This is a genomic window from Shewanella frigidimarina (assembly GCF_003797125.1).
Classification (GTDB): domain Bacteria; phylum Pseudomonadota; class Gammaproteobacteria; order Enterobacterales; family Shewanellaceae; genus Shewanella; species Shewanella frigidimarina.
Genome location: NZ_RKKE01000012.1, coordinates 1 through 18,424, shown reverse-complemented (window position 1 = coordinate 18,424; position 18,424 = coordinate 1). Strand labels below are relative to the sequence as shown.

The window sequence follows — 18,424 nt, the reverse complement described above, 5'->3', positions numbered from 1 at the left end:
TTAACATTCAAGATAATAAGTTACTGTTATTTATCCAAGCAATGGCTCTACAACCATATGTTGAAGCTCAATCGGTGCAATTGCATGCAGAGCATCCATAGCAGCGCCGACCAAGGTAATTTTACCTACTGATGATTCAACTAATACCGCGCGCTTTATTTCGCTGTAGTGACGGTTATTGCGGATTAAATTGGATAGAGCCATTTGCATCGGTTGCATTGATGGATTGAATGCCGCACTTTCAGCATAACGACCACAGAAAGTGGCGCCATCGTTGGTTTCTAATACTACAGCTGCATTATTATTAGTGTAGGGTGCGTAACTGAGGCCCATTTGATCAATGGCTTCGATGATCATTGGGTCATCTGAATCACAATTAAATTCTTGCTCGCGCTTACATAGCAATGGCACTGTCACATCTAAGTCTGAAGGTCCAAACCCATAAGGTAAATAATGCGCTAATGTTTGGGTCTCTTGATTTGGCAGGTGAATATTAATCTTACTGCCATTGACCAGTTCGTTCATAAATTGACGACAATGACCACAAGGGCTGAAATTTACAATAATATCAACAATTTCAGTTTCACCGCTCAACCATGCATGGCTGATGGCACTTTGTTCTGCATGAACACTGTGAAATAACGCTTCACCGGGTAATTCTAAATTAGCGCCCATGTACAAGTCGCCACTGCTACCTTTTGCAATAGCGCCGACATAAAACTCACTTATTGGAGGGTTAGCGAGTGCTGCGGCAATAGGTAATAAATCCATAAGCACTTGTTGCTCTGTTTTACCACTTGCATTAACTAGGCCTGCAAATTGACTTGCATCAATATGACCGCAAAATTGGTCATGTAATAATGGTACCAGCGCATTGGCCAAAGGCTTGTCTAGTTGAGTAATGCTCTCTAAAAAACGATTTTGCATTCCCTTAATCCTTAGATGAAATAAATTGGATAAAAATAAAATTTACTATAACGACTGTAAATATTGATATAGGGCTTTTAATAGCTTTTGTTTGTGTTCATTCTCGCTGGTTTCTTCAACCAGGTTTTCGAGTTTAATCACATAATCGGCATCCGATAAGCGTTGTTGACAGAAATCTCGCCATTTACGGGCTTCACTGTCGCTTAATGTTTCTGGATAATTACGTGCCCGAAAACGAAATAACATTTCATTGATCCGTGGATCATCAAACTGCAATGCTAATGCCGCTAAATTATGTGGTGCGGTATGGCAAATAATGTCTATTTTGGTTTTATCAGCATGGCTGAAAAATCCACCGCTATATAGCATTAAATCAGGATCGGTTATCGCTTTACGATCTGATTCAAGTTCAAATACTTGGTTAAGCTTTTCGCGCAATTCTGGATGGTTTTTTAAGCGTTTATATTGCTCACGTGCGAATGCTTTATCAAACTGTAATTTTTCAGCTACCTCGTCGTCAAGTAATTTTGGCGAACCGATAAAAGGACACTTGTTGAGGTGGATCTGTTTGAGTGGTATCGCGAGCTCGTTTTCAGCTAAATTTTGACGCGATGTATACATGCGGTCGTTTATTTCTTGAGCTGATAGTTCTAATAATGGTGAGATGTCCATGGCCAAATTAATACATATCACCGCATTTTTATTAGTTGGGTGATACGCAACAGGCGCAATTAATGTAGTACAGCCTTGTAACGCACTAATCTTTGAACTGACATGAACCAAAGGTTGCATCTTTAGGACATCAATATGGTCTGCAACTGCTTGTTTACGTCTTAAATTAAAGTAGTATTCGTACAACTTTGGGTGTGTCTGCTTTATCAATTTAGCCATTGCTATAGTGGCATAAACATCTGACATGGCATCATGCGCTTTTTCATGACTTAAGCCATTCGCCTGGGTAAGCAACTCAAGCTTAAAACTCGGTGAGCCATCTTCTTTCTTTGGCCAATTAATTCCGTCTGGGCGAAATGCATAGCAAGCCCGAACCAAGTCAATGATATCCCAACGAGAATTACCGTTTTGCCATTCTCGCCCATAAGGGTCGATAAAATTACGATAGAAACCATAACGACTGACCTCATCATCAAAACGTAATGAGTTATAGCCCACAACACAGGTGTTGGGTTGGCTAAACAGCGTATTAATACGTTTCATGAACTCAGCTTCTGGTACACCCTTAAGGTTGGCCAGTTGTGGAGTTATCCCCGTAATTAATATGGCTTCAGGAGACGGTAAATAGTCAGGCGCGAGTTTGCAATAAAAGGTTTCAGGTTCGCCGATAATGTTGAGTTCTAGATCGGTTCGAATACCCGCAAACTGAGACGGACGATCTTTGCTTGGGTTTGCCCCGAATGTTTCATAATCGTGCCAGTAAAGTGATGGGGTTTCTTCATGATTTATTTTCATTTTATTCTGCTCATTTTTGCATTTAACTTTATGTAAATCATGGTTAAATCCGCTTTAAACCTTTCATTCTAATTTAGTTGGTTTTCTTGTACTGCTTTAGCTTCCGCGTACACCTGTGTGTACATATTTGGTTTTGTGTCATAAACTCGTTATATCGAGTAATAAATCTGTACACGGATTTTTTAAATGTCTTTATCTGACACGCAGTTACGTTCTATAAACGGAAAACCATATACTGGTAAGCCTGAGATTGCTGACCGTGACGGTTTAAGTGTCCGCATTAGTAATGCCGGCACTATAACTTGGCAGTACCGCTTCCGTTTTCGTTCTTCTGTTGGACGTTTAACTTTAGGTCGCTATCCTGATGTTAAATTATCTGAAGCTCGAAAATTCGTACCTGAACTGAGAAACGCATTAGCGAATGATACAGATCCAAGAGTGTATTGGAAACAACGCAATACAAGAAGAGGCAAAGTGAATGTCAGATATTGCTGCGAACAGTTTTTACTTAAACAAGGTAGTTCGTTAAAGCCTGGAACGATTGCTACCTATCAATCATGTTTTCGTGTGCATTTGTTTGATGCTTTTGATGATAGGTTAGTTGATGATATTACACTTGGAGAATGGATTGACTTCTTTGATGAGAAATCAAAAGTGAGTCGAGTAACCTCTGGCGCGATACTGAAACAGTTAAAGACAATACTAAATTGGTCTGTAAGAAGACAATTAATCAAATCGGTTGATGTGTTACAGCTTAGAGTATCAGACATTGGCTCAGCCTCCACAGTTGGTTCACGAGTGTTAACCGTACTCGAATGCGGGAGAATTTGGCGTGAGCTAGATAAAACAAGAGCAACAAGAACCATCACTAATTCTATAAAGGCTTGCATGATGACAGGGGCGAGGGTGTCTGAGCTACTTAAATCAAGTCGTGCTGATTTTGATTTAGACAGCATGGTGTGGACCGTTCCGGTTGTTAACAGTAAAACTAACCAACCTATCAGGCGGCCAATAAGCCCAGCTTTACTCGAGCTGCTTCAAGAACAATGGTCTTTACATCGCTCTCAATGGACTTTTCCTGCACCAAATGACTTTAAAAAACCTGTTGGTATAGCGTCGGTTAATAAATTAGTCAGAGAAATCAGACCAAGAGTAGATATTCCAGACTGGAGACTGCATGATTTCAGAAGAACTATTTCAACGAGACTTTCTGAGCTTGGTGTTTTGCCGCATGTAACAGAAAAAATGCTAGGTCATGTCCTTGGTGGTGTGATGGCTGTTTATAACAAGCATGATTGGCTAGATGAGCAAGCAGCAGCATACCAAATGTGGACGGAAAAACTGCTGTCTGCTAAAGGGGATAGAAATGCAATGTTGTTGGATACCTTGCCTTAAGATGCCAATTGCTCTTCATCCCACTTTTTAAGTGCTTGTATGTTGTAAAATCGCCCATTATGGATTGGGTTTGGGAAACCAAGAGTTTTGCGCCACTTCCATAATGTAGCAGTAGAGCCGATCCGATAACGCACCATGACTTCTTTGGTGTTGAGGAACAATGGTTCTTGTTGTATTCCTGTATTGGTGTGACTTTCTTGTTGATTTAAATTACTCATTATTGACCTTCCTTTTTAAGCTTTTCTGCTAGTGTTTTCATGTAATGCTGGCATGAGCCGACCTGATTGCGGGGAAGGGCATACCATTGTTTTAATGCTTCTTTGATAACGTCTGACTTTTTCATGCTGCTTGCCCCTGTATGCGTAGTTTTGAATCGGCGGTGCTGGCAAATAGCTCTGCATCTGCTTGGGTAAAGTTACTGACTTCAATAGCGTTAAACGTTTTGCACATACCCCAGCCGTTGTAGTTGTTGGGTTTATAAGTTGCTTCAACTTGCTGCTGTTCGTGCATTAGCGTGAAGAACGGGGTTGATAACGTGACCACACCTTGTTTGGTACTGAACATTTTGGTTACCTTATTCATGCTGCACCGCCTAATACCGCTTTTAAGTCTATTTTTGGGTAACCGTTAACTTGGTAACCCGCTGCAGGGTGACCAGGTAATCGAATTTGGTGGTACTTGTAAGAATGAATAATCGTTCTACCAATCCCTTTTGCGAGATTAGTTAGGCCATTGCCCAATGCTTGCCAGTAAAGACAATCAAGTGCACCAAGTATCATGGCCACTTTGATTCGGTCGCCACTATGGATATTAAATGGCAACCCCACTTTTTGGGCGCGGTAGTGACCTAAAAGATGGTTAAAAACTGCTTTCGATTTCATTTATGCCACCTTGCTGTTTTCATTTTGCTTCCTAGCATCGTGTTCGATTGGCTGTTGTAACTGCTGCTTAGTGCGTTGCCAGCCTTTAATTAAGCGCTTAAGGCATGGTGCTTCGTGTGGCCAGTTGCGGATCATGTCTTTGCACTTGGCTATTTCGCGGTCGCAATATTCAGCTGCGGCGCTCATATGCTTGTCCTTAGCTGAAACACTGTGCCTGTTTGGTGTAGTGGGGTGTGAACTTTCGCTAGTATCATTTCCCTGTCCTCGGTAGTGGGCTTGGTAGTGCTAATTAAATTGGTGCCCGTTTTTTAATCACGTTGGGCTTCGTGCTACGATTGGTGTTCCTACACAGCCAATCGAGTTTTTAATATGCTTCGCAAAATCAGAGGCCTACTTCGTCATATCAAAAGGCGCTATCCGTTTACGCTAATCACCTCGGTACCGCTTTTGGGGTTATTTATGATGATCATTAAGTATCAGGATAAATCCGTTAGCCCCTATATATTCAAACTATTAATTGCCGTTAATCTGTTGTTCTTGTTTGTTTCCTTTGTGAATCTGTATCGCGATAAACGTAATTACAAAGAACGTGTAAGCAACTTGAAGGACTATCGCTATCAAACAAATCAGCTCAGAAGGCAACAGGCCGAATACAACAGGCAAATTGCTAAACTGGGAGGCAACTCCCTCGGCAATCCATTGCACGAGTTGGATAACGAACAACCCCAAGCCCATAAGCCACAGTGATGGTGCGTTTTCGGTTGCGGGGCTCATATGCTTGCTCTTAACTGAAATACTTTGCCGCTTTGATGTAATGGGGTATTGCGCCAGATGGTGATGCGGCCAGAGTGGTGGTTGTAACGCATGGCGAGGTTGTCACCGAGTTCACCGGCTTGGTTTTCAAATTGGCTGCTGAACAGTTGGCTTGGATTGCTGTGCATTAATTGACGTTCAAGTTTTGCTACACGCAATGCAACACGCTCACAGTCCATAGGGTCTTGTTTGGTGGTGAGCAGGCAGGCAAAACGGATACTGACCAGATGAAAGTGTTCAGCACGTTGTTTGTCTGTTGTAGGGGTTTTTGTCAGTATCATTTTGCCATCCTCGGTTATTGGGTATGGCATAAATATAACCAAGGTTAATTGTTTGGTCAATAACTTTGGTTAATTAATTTTTTCAATTGATTTTTTAATAACCTGTATTGAGGTTGGTGTTATAAATAAACTATTGAACTAAGGGGGAGAATGAGTGTGATTGAAACGTTAAGATCTTCAATTAGAACTGGTGAGATAGTGACTATTGTTTACCATAGTGTCAGTGTAGTGGCCTACCAAACTCGTTTGTGGACAAAAACTTGTCAACTACACTGCTAATTTAACTCAAAATTAGTTAATGGAATAATGGCAAAACCTATAATTGATTGGCCAGTACATGTCATCCACTACATTTACAGTCCAAGTTCTATGATCAGTTAAATGAGGAAGACTCTCTTAAAATGTGATCGTTATAAGGGAGGGACAACGATTTTGGAAATTTAAACAAAAACCTCACAAGAGTGAAGCTTTGGTATTTATTAAAAGTACATCCATTCAAGAATATCTAGTTAAGAGTTTAATCAGCTGGGATAAAAGTCATTAGTCTTTGTAAAAAAATAATCAAAACTACTATCCAAAAAATCCAAGCCCAAAAACGCATTCGATTAGGTTTTTTCTGAAATTGCAAAGCTTTTTCTGCTCTCGCTTTTTCATCTGCTTTCTGTGCTAATTGCTTCTGTCGCTGTTGTTCACACTGTTCTTGCTGAAACTCAACTAGAGTTAACTCACGCAAATTTTTTGAGTAATGAGTCGTTAACACGCTCACTGAAGCAGCTTTCGCTCTTCCGCTACCAATGTTGTTTTCATCAGAAAATTCTAACTCAAAATTAAAGTTTTGATAGAAGTGATTCCTGCGTTCCCATTCACTTTGCTCGTTTGGAAAGCTAGAGCTTAATTTAACACTAGCAACTGAGTAATCAGAGTATTTCTTTTGAATATACTCAATGCATCGACTATATCCAAATGATCCAAGACCTCGATTAGCTAAATCTCCAGTGACAGAGACGGTGCTAGTCGGTCCTAGTTTTACACTGCCGACATTAGAGCTTTGATTGCTCTGTTTTTTAGTAACGCTGAAGTGAAAAGCATTTGTTGTGACACTAAATTGAGCACTAGTAACATCTCCATCTTCTGGCATTTCTGCACAACGAATTGCGAAGTAATCATTAGCATCATCTTCGTATCGAAAAATTTGCACTAATACTGCTTGTTCATTTTTAAACTTTTCAGAAGCGAGAATTAAAACTATTGGTTCACCAACTGGGGTTGCTAGCTTTTCTAGCATATATTCTTCTTTTTTAAAGTCCATCATTACCAATTAAAAGTTGATTTGGTTATATTTTCGCTTCAAGCAAAGTTAACAATAGTGCGTAACAAGCTTTGGCGCAAAAACGTTTTAAGCCATGCACCTCTTTTTGACAAAATAATATTGGTTTATATTAAAGCAATACAGAATACCAAAACACTTTACCGATGACGGTGATTTGTTTTATTTCATTTCCATCAAACCGTTCGTCTGGCCACTCGTCGATGTTATAGCTGCGCAGCCGTAAACCGCCACCTGGCAGCTTGTATAAGGTTTTTACCCTTAACATTCCGTCGTGATTAATAGCGTACATTTTGCCGTCGGTCACATCTGTTTGTGATGTGTCTACGCCAACAGTTGATCCGTTGGGTAGTACCGGTTCCATGCTATTGCCGCTCACACGTACGCAAGCTGCATTGGTTGGGTCAACACTTGATTTACGCAATGTAGATTTTGCAAAGCGTAGTTTTGGACCGTGATATTCGCTAGCCTCTGCTATACCGTGTCCTGCGGCTAATTCTACTTCCATATAAAACGGTATCTCTACTTCATCATCATTTAGTGGGGTGTTGCTGTCCCATGTTTCCATTGGACCTGCCCACTCGGCATTGCTCGTTGGAATATGCTTTTCTAATCCATACATTAACTCTTCTGCAGTGCAACCTAATACACCTGCTATAGCAACTAATTTTGATGACTCTTTAGCTTTTCCAGAAATGAGTTTGTGCACCATCACCTGTGAGATGTTGGCGCGTTCTGCTAATTCCTTTTGGGTTAAACCAGAAGCTTTTAGCTTTTCTTGTATGTTTTGGGCAAGTGTTTTCATGGGTTAATTATATTACTTAGGTTATAACCTTGGATACTAACCAAAGTTAATTTAATTGTTGAGTTTAATTAACTTTGGTTATAATATGATTTTGGTTAATTAAAATTTTGGAGTTTTTATGAAGACAGCTGATGTTATTGCTCACTTTGGAGGTCAAGGGCGCTTAGCTAAGGTTCTTGATGTTTCACAGCCTGCAATTTCAAAGTGGGGGGACACCGTCCCATTACTTCGAGCATATCAAATTCAAGTGATCACAAACGGTAAGCTCAAAGTTGGTAACCCGCAGATCAAGCAAGCAGTTTAATTTTAGTCGTAAGCATGGAGAAAAAGCATGAAACAAAGATCACGTTTAGATTTATTGATGAAAGCCATTAATACATGGCTTGAATTACCTAAGGTCAGTCGTTCGGCGTTGGCCACTGCGGTAGTACAGGCGGTTGATGACTTAAAGCTAGCGACGGTATTGGCTAAAGAGGGGATTGCGTTTACCTACTCTGATGATATTTACAACGATGCTCGAGTTAATGCGCAAAAGATTTTCCGTTGGCTTGGGCAGTACGCTGACCAAAACGCGGTACCTGAGCGTTTGTTTTATGTCGAGCAAGCGATATTGGCAGCTATGCCAGTTGAGCTACGCATTGGGTATTTAAACGATGTTTACGGCATGGTTGGCGTGACAGTTGTTGTTGACCATGTGAGTGATGCTATGTCGTTAAGTGCAGATGATATGGCGGCAACGTTAACCAAAGAAAACTGCGATGCACAAGTTGCTGTTATTCGTTTAGGCATCAACCCAAGTCGTCATCAAGTTGAAACCGCTTACCGTGAACTACGTGAATCTCGCGGGGTGACATCAATGTCTTTGGATGTGCTTGAACGTAAGTTCCCTTATTTAACCAATAAATCACTTAAGTCGGCTGGTTAGTATGGCTGATAACGTTGATGAAGCTAATCAATTAGCTGAACTGCATTTAGCCAGTGAGTTAACCAAGGCAAAAGCGATTTTACCGCCATTAACGGGACGTTGTTTTTATTGCGAGTCACCGACGGTTGAACGCTTTTGTGATGCAGATTGTCGTGATGATTATGAGCGCTTACAGCGCAGTGTACTGATGCGTAAACGAGGTTGATATGTGGTCATTTATTTTAGTTTGGCTTGTTTTGGCAGTGATATTAACTATTGGGTTTTGTTTTATGTTTAAAGGGGCTGGTGATGACTCAGTTAAGTGATAACAGTTTGATTGAAAAGAAAGAGAAGTGGGTTATTGAAAAAACGGGCGAAAAATATCATTTCACCCGATGGTTGGGAGATCAGGTTCACGAAAGTTATGCACCAGTCTCACAAGAAGTTGCGGGTATCTATGCGGCGGCTATTGTCCAAGGTTTTCAACCACCACGTTGTTTGAACTATCTCGATAAACTTGCTGGTTAAATTCAACTTGGACTAGCGTTGGCGATCGCTGTTTTAGTCGATTGAAATCGAGCATTGAGAAGTCAAGCAGCATGTTGTCAGGGTAGTGGCTGAGCATTTCTTTGAATTCGCCGACGGTTATTGATGGTTTGTATTGTTCCATGATTCGTCCTTGATGGGTGATGTTATGAATTTTAGAAATAAGAAACCCCGCTTAAGTTTGGCGACCGAACGGGGTTAATACCTAAAGAGAGGCAATATTATGTTACGCAAGCATTTGTGTTTCGTCAATTTAGCGTTTGCTAGATTGAGTGCGTGGGAGTGCCCCGCATGAGTATGGAATTAATGGTTAAGGCCATGAAGGCGAAGGTGGGTAATCCGCTGCGTAAATTGGTGTTATTGAAATTGGCGGATAACGCGAACGACCAGGGCGAGTGTTGGCCTAGTTATAATTACATTGCTGAACAGTGTGAAATGAGCCGTCGTAGCGTTATGGACCATGTTAAAAAACTCGAAAAGTCGGGCTTTTTACGTCGTGAATATCGCAAGGGTGTTAAGGGTAATTCATCTAATGTTTTTCATCTGGATTTTGATGAAAATACAGGATTAGGTGGTGAATCTGCTGCACTACCTAGTGAATCTGTCGCACTACCCCCTAGTGAATCTGCTGCACTACCTAGTGAATCTCCTGCACTACCCCTAGTGAATCTCCTGCACCCAGAACCAGTCACTTTAGAACCAGTCAATGAATCTTTAAAAGATGTAGTCACCACATCGAAAAAATCACCTTTGGATTTTTCAAAGTGGCCATCGTTGCCAAGCGATCAAGTTTTTAAAGATTGGTTAGCCATTCGCAAGCAGAAAAAAGCCAAGTTAACCCAAACAGCGGTTAATCGCCTGGCACCGCATTTGATGAAAGCGGTTGCTGCGGGTTGTTCGGTTGATGACGTTTTTGAGTTGTGCGCTTCACGTTGCTGGATTGGATTTGAGTTCGATTGGTTAGTTAACGCTGGTTTGATTGCGAAACAGGCGATTAAGGCCGATTGGAGTAACTCAGTTTTTGACCCAGAGGATCCATTGATATGAAGTCTATTCAAACATTGGTTAATACCGGTTCAATTGTTGGCGCTATGCAGGGCAATGGCTCAAGCCGCCAGCTGTCTGAAATGGATGTGGCGATTGTCGATAGTGTGTTTGCAAAGCTGCGGGTGCTGTTTCCGGTTGGTGCGCCTAAGGATGATGTTGAGTCGTTGCACAAAGCCGAGTGGGTTAAAACGCTTGCCGTTCAAGGTGTGAGTAGCCGTGATCAAGTGCAAATGGGATTAACTCGGGCAAGACGCGAGCAGGGTGAACGCCAGTTTTGGCCAACACCACGCCAGTTTGCGTTGTGGTGTCAGCCAACGGCTTATGATTATGGTTTGCCTGATTTGGATTCGGCATATCGTGAGGCTAAGCGCCATTATCACAATGTAGCGGGCCATAAATGGAGCCATGATGTTGTCGGCTTGGCTGTGCGTCAATGTGGTACCTGGTTGTTTGCCACCGGCATTGAAAAAGACGTATTAACCATGTTTACCCGCCAATACGAGATTTTATGTCGTAAATACGGCAATGGTGAGTTGGTTGATGTTGAGTTACCTAAAGCGTTACCGACTCGTGCTACCCGCCGGATTGAACCTGCTGAGGGTAAAGCGTTAGTGGCAGAGTTTAGGCGTCAACTTGGTTTAAGGAGTGCTAACGATGAGTAATCAATCTTTAACTCAAAAAGAGCGTTTGCTGAAGATTTTAAGCGGTGGCCGTTTTCTCACCTTGTACGAAATCCAACAACAGTGTTTTGACCAGTTTGGTGTGCACGATAGCGAAACTGCGTTAAGTGCCCGTTGGCGCGAGTTGCCCAATTCGGTTAAGCAAAAGCGTCGCCGTGAAAAGTGCACCGCTTGGGAATATAGGTTGGTGGCCTGATGATAAAGGCGGCATCTGGTGTTGAGGTTGGTAAGTTAAATGATGCGGCGTTAAAGCGTTGGTTACGTGCTGGGGTGAGTCGTGATTATCGTGATCCGCAGTTTCCTGAAATTCGTTTACGTGCTGCAGCTGGCCGAACGCGGGCGAGTGTTCATTTGGTATTGAATGAAAACGGTAAGACAGTTTGGCAAAAGGTGGGCACTTGGCCAAGCATGTGTATTAAGACCTTATGTGCTGATTTACCGGTGATGTTGGCTAAACGTAATGTGGGCGGCATGGTGACGGGCCAGTTTGATTCGGTTGGCAGTTTGCTTGAGTGGTACCAGGAACATATTGCCAATAACACGACTTATAGCAAGAGTTGGCGTAGCAATATTAAGTCGATGATCAAGTGTCATTTGTTGCCGAGGTTGGCTGATGTTCGTTTGCACGAAGTGAGTTTTATTGCGGTTGACGGCATTTTGGTTAAACCGATGTTGGTTGAGGGGTTTGCGCCTAAGTACATTCGTGAAGTGGTGAATAAGCTTAAGGCGGTGTTTGCTGCGGCTTCAAAGCTTCGTTTGATTAACGTTAATCCATTAGCCGGTTATCGAGTGACGTATTCAATCAAAGTGAATGATGCCATGGATACGCGCTTGTTTGAGTCGGATTTGGCCGAGTTGTTTACTCGTTTAGGCGCAGTGGTGATGCCGGTGCAGATGTTGTTTGTGTTGATGATGATGTTTGGTACTCGTATTAACGAAACTCGTTTGGCTCGGTGGGAGCATTTTGCAGGGGATTATTGGGTTATTCCGGCCAGTAATGCCAAGAACAAAGAAGAGCATCGAGTACCGATGACGGAGTCGGCTAAGGCACTTATTCAGCATTATAAATGTTGGCAGCTTAAGCATGTTGGCAAACGTGCTTATTTGTTCCCTGGCACCAGTGGGGCTATTTCCATTCGTTGCGCTCATGATTGGCACACTCAAATCCGCTTTAAACATTTCACTAGTCATGATTTACGTCGATTGTTCAGGACCATTGTTGCTGACTTAGGTGTCGATACGATGATTGGTGAACGTTTGTTGAATCATGCCTTGCCTGTGTTGCTGCGTAAGTACGTTAAATCGACCTTGGATAAGGGCATGAGTTTAGCGTTAGAGCAATATCATCAATATTTAATTTATCGTGGGTTTTCTTCTGTTGCGCCCGAGATATTGCCTAGATCGTCAGTGAAAAGTGAGAACGGTCAAACCCTGACTGCGAGTGGGTGGCTGTGATGATCACTGCATCATTATTAGAAGAATATGCAATTAGAGGTTTTTGGGGGCGAAATGGCATTACGCGGGTTTGATTTTTTGAAAACAGGCAGGAATATTCGCGGGCTAACCCAGACCGAAGTGGCCGAGATTTACGGGGTAAGTGAACGGACTTATCAGCGTTGGGAACGGGGTGATGTGAGAGTGCCATTTGATGATGTGTCGGCAATATGCGCCCAGGTGTTTAAGTTAGGGATTGATGACATAAGGGCGATGATTGATGGTGAAGAATAATGGCGAAGATTAATGTGCAGCAGCTGCAGCATCAACAAGTGACGCTGAACATGAAAGCGCTGCGTCATGGGTTAACACGCTGGGGTAACTATTGGGCCCATCAAGAATATGGCCAAGGGTTCGCAAGCCGAAGCCAGTGCGACAAGTTAGGTGAGGTGATTGTTTACGGCAGTTCGGCAGTGGTCGAGATAACGCCCCCACGTGAAGTAAGGCAGTTCGACCAGATGATTGAGCGGTTAGCACCGCAATGTATACGGGCCATTAGAGCGCACTACATCTGCAAAGGGCGGTGGGCTTTGATGGGGTTCGATAGTAAGAAGTCTTATGTGTATTGGTTGAGAAGGGCAGAAATAGAATTGTTTAGCAAAGAGTTAAAAATAACCAATAATAATTGATTTTGCAATAATGAGCTGTTAAGTTGTTTCAAAATTGTTGCGGATTTGTTTTTTCAGGGAAGATTATGAAATATTTATATTTAACATTGTTTTTTTTAATAAGCCCATTTACAAGTGTAAATGCAGAAGCTAATTGTAATATTGTAAATGAACTTGAGGAAGTCGAATTAAAATCAAGCGCTGTAACTAACGGAATGACTGTTTGTAGTGAACTGAGAAATCTAGTTGATCAAAAAACGATTATCGATATAGAAGGTATTAAGCATATTCCTAATATATCTTATCGTGTTGTTGTTAAAAACTCGGCAATGCGCACTCTTGTAAACAAAGTGATTAGTGTCAATGGTCACGATGAAAAACTGGAGCTTCAAGGAGAACGAAACTTATATATTTATTTGACACCTGTTTCTGGTAAAAGTAACTATGACTTTACATTTAATATTATTAACTATAATGAACAGAGACAGTTTGGGGTTATAAATATTACTCCAATTATCATCAAGTCTAAAGTTCCCCCAAGAATTGATCCTCCTTGTGATGGTTCAATTTGTTATGATCCTAAATCTGTTGAAGATCCTATTTTTTCTTTTGGGAGCGAACCAATCGTATCCATTATGTCTACTAGTGCTTCTGACGCTTCACAGTGCACTGATGATAATAGGCCTCCACATGTTCCTCCTATAAACCAATCTAATGGGAGTGAATTTAATTACAATAAAGCCTTACAATTAACTGAAGCTGTCCACGCTTCAAATCAAAGTAAATATACAGCTCCAGTTGCAGAAGTCATGGCATTTCTTGATATGTATGCTTCTCATAAAACTGGTTCTGCTAATGACGTTAAAAGCTCGAAGAGTATATATTATGATGGAAGTTTATCTGCTGAACATGCTGCTGATAATGGGAATTTTCTATATGGCGGCAGAATGGCTGCGTATGGTTTCTCAGAAGGGTTCACACAGAGAGCTTCAGCAGCATATCAAGCCATTTCAGATAATGGTTGGTGGGGATTAGGTCAAGGGGTTGTTAATTTTGTTTCTAATTCTGGAGATAATTCAGGTGATAGCGCTGTGGTTAGTAGAGGTTGGAAATACAAACAAGAAGTACAATCAAATAATCGTTATGATACAAATAATAGTTCGTGCGTTGATGTAGATACTAAGGAAGCTAGTGGTGGCGGAGCTGGTGCCCCTGGTGGTGGTGGTGGTGGTGAAGGTGGAGATCCTGGCGATAGTGAAAATCCTGGCACCGGCGGTGGCGGTGGCGGTGGCGGCGGCGTATGGTGGTGCTTTGTCCAAGTAGGATATACACCTCATTGCTGGATGGAATAAATAAAATTATCCGTAAAATTCAAAATATTAAGGCTAAATAATGAAGATTTGTATGCAACTATTACTATTATTAACCCTTCAAAGTTGCATGCAGATCAATTTTGATAAAGTAGAAAAGAAATTTATTGACGGGAAAATTTTATTTCAAAAAATATCAACTGTCGGATGTGCTATCCAAGCTGAAGTTAACTCTAATGTTAATTACAATGTTGGTGATGTAACGAGAAAAGATAGCTTTATAACAACACTAAACTCTGGAGTTAGTAATAAAGATTTCTTTGATATCACTTCTCAAAATTTAGATAATGATACATTTCTGATGTTTAAATCCCTTGATGAATATTTAATAAAATTAGATTTTAAACGAGTTCTGTTGAGGGATAAAAACAAATGTATGATATTTGTTCCATATGGTGATAGTAAGGATGAAGTGTATTATGTTTATAACCCTAGTGCTGAAATAATAAATAACTTTATTAAACCTAATTATAACCATACCTCTAAAAAATTGTCATTGGATTGGTATTACTATGTGGAAAAATAAACGGGTCCTTCTGGTTCGATGCACTGCGGGGGAGGAGAAGCGCAGTGCTTCACTACATATGAAAATTTTAGGGGGTTGCGTTGTTGTTTTATAGGCTTGATCTCTGGTAATCAATTTTACCTAAAAATTAAACTCATTAAGCTAATGAATTAACAGATTTTTACCCTACATTTGATGATGCACAATTCCACTCAACTTTTGATCATCTTAAACCGCAACTTTTGATCGCTTAAATCTTTGTGTCCATAGCTTTAGTTTGCTGCTACTTTTAATAGACTGGTTACATTGATGTAATACTAGTTCACTAGTTAAGGATGACTATGAGTAACGCCACAGAATTGTATTGTATTGAATCGACCTCTGAGACTTTGATCATCGAAGAGATAATTCAAAATGAGTTGAAAAGGGCAGACGGCTTACCCCAAGAGTTAGCGGTAAAAGTTTTTACCAAGGACAGCTGCATATGTTGGGATTACGATGATTCTATTTTCATATCTTTTGAACAGCAAAAATTACTAGTCAAAATAGTGCATTCGGCATTTGACTCAGTAAAGCGATAACTTACTAAAAAAATTAAAAAATACAGACTTATGCCTTGCTTACTCATTGCTACACACGATGATTGGCTACAAACAAAAAATGGCTACTTGATGTAGCTATTTTTATGGACGTTTCACTGTGGCTTTTTGCAGTCTAAAGGACTATGTTGAGAACAATAGGGTTGCTCTAATATATTGATATTATTTGGTTTATTTTCTTACATTTGACGTTGACACTTTTAACGTGCAATTTACGTTTTTTATTTAAGTGTAAGAGTCATTAAATTGCTTTACTTCAAAGATATAGAAAACGTAGGATGATATTAATCAATAACTTAAACGGGCGGCTTTATCGGTCGAGCCGTTGAATAAGCTGTTAGCTTTATTCTAAGGTGTATAAATTTGAGCAATGAAAAACCATTATGGATACTGGGATCACTCCTAATGTTACTTTTGTTACCCGTAACTTTTATCGCAGGCTTAATTGCAGGTAATGTAATTAGTAATGAAATCACTTTATCTGATGATAGCCTTTCTGCTTGGGTCGCTGCATATGCGACGGTAGCAATCGCTGTTTTGACTTTTATACTTGCATTAGAAACTTGGAAATTGCGACGTAGTCAAGACAAGCAATCCGCTGATATATTAGAACAATCTATTAAGCCAGAATTAGAAGTCTATTTAGAGTCATCAAAGATTTCATTTCAGTTTATGAACTTGCATGTAGAAAATACAGGGAATGGACTAGCGAAAAATGTCACCTTTAAAATTACAGGGGTAAATGGCGCTAGTTTTACAGATCAAGAACAAGTATTAGTAAAAGAGTTTAATAGACTCAACTTTATAAAAAATAGCATGGCTTCACTAGGCGTTCAAAAAACACGAAGTAGCTTTCTTTTCAGTTTTATTGATCTTAAGAGCGAAGTTGGTAGCGAAGCTTTCGACATAAAGTTAAATATTTCTTTGGCATTTACAAATGTTGCGGGAAAAGAATATACATCAGAGTCCATAATTGATTTATCAGAATTTAAAGGAATAACGGAGCTTGGTAATGGAGATCCAATCCAAAACATAGCTAAAGAAACTGAGAAAATTCGAAAAGTATTTGAAGGTGTTGTTCATAATGGCGGGCAAAGCAAAAATTTAAATGTCAGGATTCACACTAAAAAAGATCAAGAAGAAAGGCAAGCGAAGGAATTAGAAATGATTGCTGAATATCAGCGTCAAAAAAGCTAACAAGGCATTTAAACGGAACTTAAACAGTGGGTTACGTTTCGCTTCGCTACACATTTTAACCCACTTTTTTAGTCCGCTTAATGCGGCGTTATGCGCAAATGAAGCAAATTTTCGAAATTATTACAATCATTCAATTGAAATATATGGAGTGCCAAATTGAAAATTAGGGATCTTGGAAAAGCAATATTAGACTTTGAATTAAGCACAATTCCCAAAGTCATATCTATTGGTGCGACTGTGTTTTTAGCACTCTTATTTGGGCTTTTCCACTGGGTAGTAAGCGTTTATAAATCTCTGTGGGGAGTAATATTAATAGGCTGTTTTATTTTATTCTTTGTAGGTCTAGAGAAAGACTGTACTGGTTATTGTTGGGGTCTAATAGATCTTAATTATCAAGGATATTCAATTGGAAAAGAGTATCTTTATTCAATAATAGCTCTTCTTGCTGGCATTGCAGTTTCCTTTAAACTGGATAAAAAGCTTACCGAAATCAGCTCAAAGTTTTCGGACTAAAAATTCCGCATAACAAGTCAAAGCACTCGGAATTGTAAATGCTGTCACCTTTTTTGGAAAAACACTCAAAAAAGCCGCCAACATTCACAATCCGGTGTTTGAGTAGTTGAACTAAGCCGCTGCGCGGAGCCAAGAGTTGACTCAATCGAGTGTATTAACCTTATTGAATCAGTTAGACTTAAAAAAGATGTGATGGAACACCACAATGACAAGGGAATTGCAATTGAACACATACAAATCAAGCCTCATAATCAATTCAAAATTGCTTTGCAGCCCAGAGCCAGCATCAAAAAAAGCAAATTCCTATAGCATAAAGCGTACTAATTAACCTGGACTCGGCATCGGCGAAGTCCAACAAGCGGTTTGTGCTATGCAAACAGCGCAACGCAAAATACTAAAACGTTAGCCTCATAGGGAAATTTCGTGATATCAAAAAGTTTTAGTCTTATTTTCATGTTTTTTTTTATAAACGCTGCCCAAGCAGATGAAATACCAATACCTGAGTTTTCGGGAAAAACAATCAAGTACACAGATTCAAACGGTGGTGAGTTGATTCTTGGAGAGAGAACACAAAAAGAATTAAAATTTTGGTTTCAAACTATGGGTGGAAATTATCACCAATGTCATATGACGGGTGTTGCTACGTCTAGAGATAATGAAACCTATAGATATTCTCTCGTTGAGCAGAGGAATGAAAAAAACGTATTCTGCTCTCTTTCTTTAATTGTTATTGATAAATCAGTGGTGCTTATCGACGAAAGCAATCACTGTAAAGTAATTAGCTGTGGTCAAAGGGCAGCTATTAACGGCGCGGTATTTCACCGTGCCAAATAAGGCTAACACATATGAGCCTTCCACCAGTCAATAGGCGAGCTTAACTTATTTGACTGCTTTTGCAGTCAAATTAAAATCAATCAACAAATTCATCTACTTCGTCTGTCATTTAGCTGTCAAATCATCGTTTACAGCAAACACATATAGAGGCTCTCTTAGTGCGATCTTATCGCTGCCTGACTCTTTTCAATCCGTTGAAATATCAGGGGCACTAGACATTTATCGGTTAAC

General features: G+C 40.3%; 28 protein-coding genes. 16 read left to right on the top strand and 12 right to left on the bottom strand.

All coding sequences use genetic code 11. The annotated features are described in order from the left end of the window. Positions 1 to 30 precede the first annotated feature (30 nt). Together cdd and sbcB are read right to left on the bottom strand one after the other, a co-directional pair. Entirely contained in the window at positions 31 to 927 is an 897-nt protein-coding gene (gene cdd, locus EGC86_RS20125) for a cytidine deaminase (RefSeq protein ID WP_123778831.1), read from the bottom strand. Positions 928 to 972: 45 nt separating this feature from the next. Further along, complete coding sequence (gene sbcB, locus EGC86_RS20120) at positions 973 to 2,394, bottom strand: exodeoxyribonuclease I (RefSeq protein ID WP_011637105.1); 1,422 nt, start codon at positions 2,392 to 2,394, stop codon at positions 973 to 975. A gap of 186 nt (positions 2,395 to 2,580) precedes the next feature. Between sbcB and EGC86_RS20115 the strand changes: the two genes are divergently transcribed. Next, positions 2,581 to 3,789 (top strand): tyrosine-type recombinase/integrase, encoded by a 1,209-nt coding sequence (locus EGC86_RS20115; RefSeq protein WP_123778830.1) that lies wholly within the window; start codon positions 2,581 to 2,583, stop codon positions 3,787 to 3,789. Here EGC86_RS20115 and EGC86_RS20110 read toward each other — a convergent pair. From EGC86_RS20110 to EGC86_RS20075, 9 genes are all read right to left on the bottom strand, one after another. Further along, entirely contained in the window at positions 3,786 to 4,007 is a 222-nt protein-coding gene (locus EGC86_RS20110) for a hypothetical protein (protein WP_041412895.1), read from the bottom strand. The two genes, EGC86_RS20115 and EGC86_RS20110, sit on opposite strands and share 4 nt — an antisense overlap. After that, positions 4,007 to 4,132: a hypothetical protein gene (locus EGC86_RS21175; RefSeq protein ID WP_281047871.1), complete on the bottom strand. Its 126-nt coding sequence runs from the start codon at positions 4,130 to 4,132 to the stop codon at positions 4,007 to 4,009. Before EGC86_RS21175 ends, EGC86_RS20110 begins: the two co-directional genes overlap by 1 nt. Next, entirely contained in the window at positions 4,129 to 4,371 is a 243-nt protein-coding gene (locus EGC86_RS20105) for a hypothetical protein (RefSeq protein WP_123778829.1), read from the bottom strand. Before EGC86_RS20105 ends, EGC86_RS21175 begins: the two co-directional genes overlap by 4 nt. Beyond that, positions 4,368 to 4,670 carry a hypothetical protein gene (locus tag EGC86_RS20100; RefSeq protein ID WP_123778828.1) on the bottom strand — a complete coding sequence of 101 codons (303 nt, stop codon included), beginning with the start codon at positions 4,668 to 4,670 and terminating at the stop codon, positions 4,368 to 4,370. Before EGC86_RS20100 ends, EGC86_RS20105 begins: the two co-directional genes overlap by 4 nt. Then, the gene (locus EGC86_RS20095) at positions 4,671 to 4,856 is read right to left on the bottom strand and encodes a hypothetical protein (RefSeq protein WP_123778827.1); all 186 of its coding nucleotides are present in this window, start codon (positions 4,854 to 4,856) and stop codon (positions 4,671 to 4,673) included. Between the two features lie 327 nt (positions 4,857 to 5,183). After that, complete coding sequence (locus EGC86_RS20090) at positions 5,184 to 5,444, bottom strand: hypothetical protein (protein ID WP_123778826.1); 261 nt, start codon at positions 5,442 to 5,444, stop codon at positions 5,184 to 5,186. Continuing rightward, complete coding sequence (locus EGC86_RS20085; protein ID WP_123778825.1) at positions 5,441 to 5,764, bottom strand: hypothetical protein; 324 nt, start codon at positions 5,762 to 5,764, stop codon at positions 5,441 to 5,443. Before EGC86_RS20085 ends, EGC86_RS20090 begins: the two co-directional genes overlap by 4 nt. A gap of 517 nt (positions 5,765 to 6,281) precedes the next feature. Then, complete coding sequence (locus EGC86_RS20080; protein WP_123778824.1) at positions 6,282 to 7,073, bottom strand: hypothetical protein; 792 nt, start codon at positions 7,071 to 7,073, stop codon at positions 6,282 to 6,284. 130 nt (positions 7,074 to 7,203) lie between these two features. After that, positions 7,204 to 7,896: an XRE family transcriptional regulator gene (locus tag EGC86_RS20075; RefSeq protein WP_123778823.1), complete on the bottom strand. Its 693-nt coding sequence runs from the start codon at positions 7,894 to 7,896 to the stop codon at positions 7,204 to 7,206. Positions 7,897 to 8,014: 118 nt separating this feature from the next. Here EGC86_RS20075 and EGC86_RS20070 point away from each other — a divergent pair, with 118 nt between their 5' ends. Genes EGC86_RS20070 through EGC86_RS20060 form a run of 3 tightly spaced genes read left to right on the top strand, consistent with a single transcriptional unit; the run spans position 8,015 to position 9,026 of the window. Then, the gene (locus EGC86_RS20070) at positions 8,015 to 8,200 is read left to right on the top strand and encodes a Cro/CI family transcriptional regulator (RefSeq protein ID WP_011637116.1); all 186 of its coding nucleotides are present in this window, start codon (positions 8,015 to 8,017) and stop codon (positions 8,198 to 8,200) included. A 27-nt stretch (positions 8,201 to 8,227) separates the two neighbouring features. Continuing rightward, entirely contained in the window at positions 8,228 to 8,821 is a 594-nt protein-coding gene (locus EGC86_RS20065) for a toxin YdaT family protein (RefSeq protein WP_011637117.1), read from the top strand. A 1-nt stretch (position 8,822) separates the two neighbouring features. Beyond that, entirely contained in the window at positions 8,823 to 9,026 is a 204-nt protein-coding gene (locus EGC86_RS20060) for a hypothetical protein (protein ID WP_123778822.1), read from the top strand. Between the two features lie 240 nt (positions 9,027 to 9,266). Here the strand turns inward: EGC86_RS20060 and EGC86_RS20050 are convergent, their stop codons facing one another. After that, positions 9,267 to 9,470 (bottom strand): hypothetical protein, encoded by a 204-nt coding sequence (locus tag EGC86_RS20050; protein ID WP_123778820.1) that lies wholly within the window; start codon positions 9,468 to 9,470, stop codon positions 9,267 to 9,269. Between the two features lie 167 nt (positions 9,471 to 9,637). Between EGC86_RS20050 and EGC86_RS20045 the strand changes: the two genes are divergently transcribed. From EGC86_RS20045 to EGC86_RS19995, 12 genes are all read left to right on the top strand, one after another. Then, complete coding sequence (locus tag EGC86_RS20045; protein WP_123778819.1) at positions 9,638 to 10,393, top strand: helix-turn-helix domain-containing protein; 756 nt, start codon at positions 9,638 to 9,640, stop codon at positions 10,391 to 10,393. Continuing rightward, on the top strand, positions 10,390 to 11,055 hold the full coding sequence (locus tag EGC86_RS20040; RefSeq protein ID WP_123778818.1) for a replication protein P: 666 nt from the start codon (positions 10,390 to 10,392) through the stop codon (positions 11,053 to 11,055). Before EGC86_RS20045 ends, EGC86_RS20040 begins: the two co-directional genes overlap by 4 nt. Further along, positions 11,048 to 11,269: a hypothetical protein gene (locus EGC86_RS20035; protein WP_123778817.1), complete on the top strand. Its 222-nt coding sequence runs from the start codon at positions 11,048 to 11,050 to the stop codon at positions 11,267 to 11,269. The genes EGC86_RS20040 and EGC86_RS20035 overlap by 8 nt, the downstream gene beginning before the upstream one ends. Then, positions 11,269 to 12,528: a tyrosine-type recombinase/integrase gene (locus EGC86_RS20030; protein WP_123778816.1), complete on the top strand. Its 1,260-nt coding sequence runs from the start codon at positions 11,269 to 11,271 to the stop codon at positions 12,526 to 12,528. The genes EGC86_RS20035 and EGC86_RS20030 overlap by 1 nt, the downstream gene beginning before the upstream one ends. Before the next feature lie 54 nt (positions 12,529 to 12,582). After that, complete coding sequence (locus EGC86_RS20025; protein ID WP_011637123.1) at positions 12,583 to 12,801, top strand: helix-turn-helix domain-containing protein; 219 nt, start codon at positions 12,583 to 12,585, stop codon at positions 12,799 to 12,801. Further along, positions 12,801 to 13,196: a hypothetical protein gene (locus tag EGC86_RS20020; RefSeq protein ID WP_123778815.1), complete on the top strand. Its 396-nt coding sequence runs from the start codon at positions 12,801 to 12,803 to the stop codon at positions 13,194 to 13,196. The genes EGC86_RS20025 and EGC86_RS20020 overlap by 1 nt, the downstream gene beginning before the upstream one ends. A 65-nt stretch (positions 13,197 to 13,261) precedes the next feature. After that, a complete protein-coding gene (locus tag EGC86_RS20015; protein WP_123778814.1) occupies positions 13,262 to 14,527 on the top strand; it encodes a polymorphic toxin type 44 domain-containing protein in 1,266 nt (421 codons plus the stop codon). Positions 14,528 to 14,579: 52 nt separating this feature from the next. Beyond that, entirely contained in the window at positions 14,580 to 15,071 is a 492-nt protein-coding gene (locus EGC86_RS20010; RefSeq protein WP_123778813.1) for a hypothetical protein, read from the top strand. A gap of 320 nt (positions 15,072 to 15,391) precedes the next feature. Next, positions 15,392 to 15,631: a hypothetical protein gene (locus EGC86_RS20925; protein ID WP_165872470.1), complete on the top strand. Its 240-nt coding sequence runs from the start codon at positions 15,392 to 15,394 to the stop codon at positions 15,629 to 15,631. Between the two features lie 381 nt (positions 15,632 to 16,012). After that, positions 16,013 to 16,846, top strand: a complete 834-nt coding sequence (locus EGC86_RS20005; RefSeq protein WP_123778812.1) for a hypothetical protein — start codon at positions 16,013 to 16,015, stop codon at positions 16,844 to 16,846. A gap of 156 nt (positions 16,847 to 17,002) precedes the next feature. Next, positions 17,003 to 17,359, top strand: coding sequence for a hypothetical protein (locus EGC86_RS20000; RefSeq protein WP_123778811.1), 357 nt, complete (start codon positions 17,003 to 17,005; stop codon positions 17,357 to 17,359). Positions 17,360 to 17,782: 423 nt separating this feature from the next. Beyond that, a complete protein-coding gene (locus EGC86_RS19995) occupies positions 17,783 to 18,193 on the top strand; it encodes a hypothetical protein (protein WP_123778810.1) in 411 nt (136 codons plus the stop codon). The last annotated feature ends 231 nt before the right edge of the window (positions 18,194 to 18,424 follow it).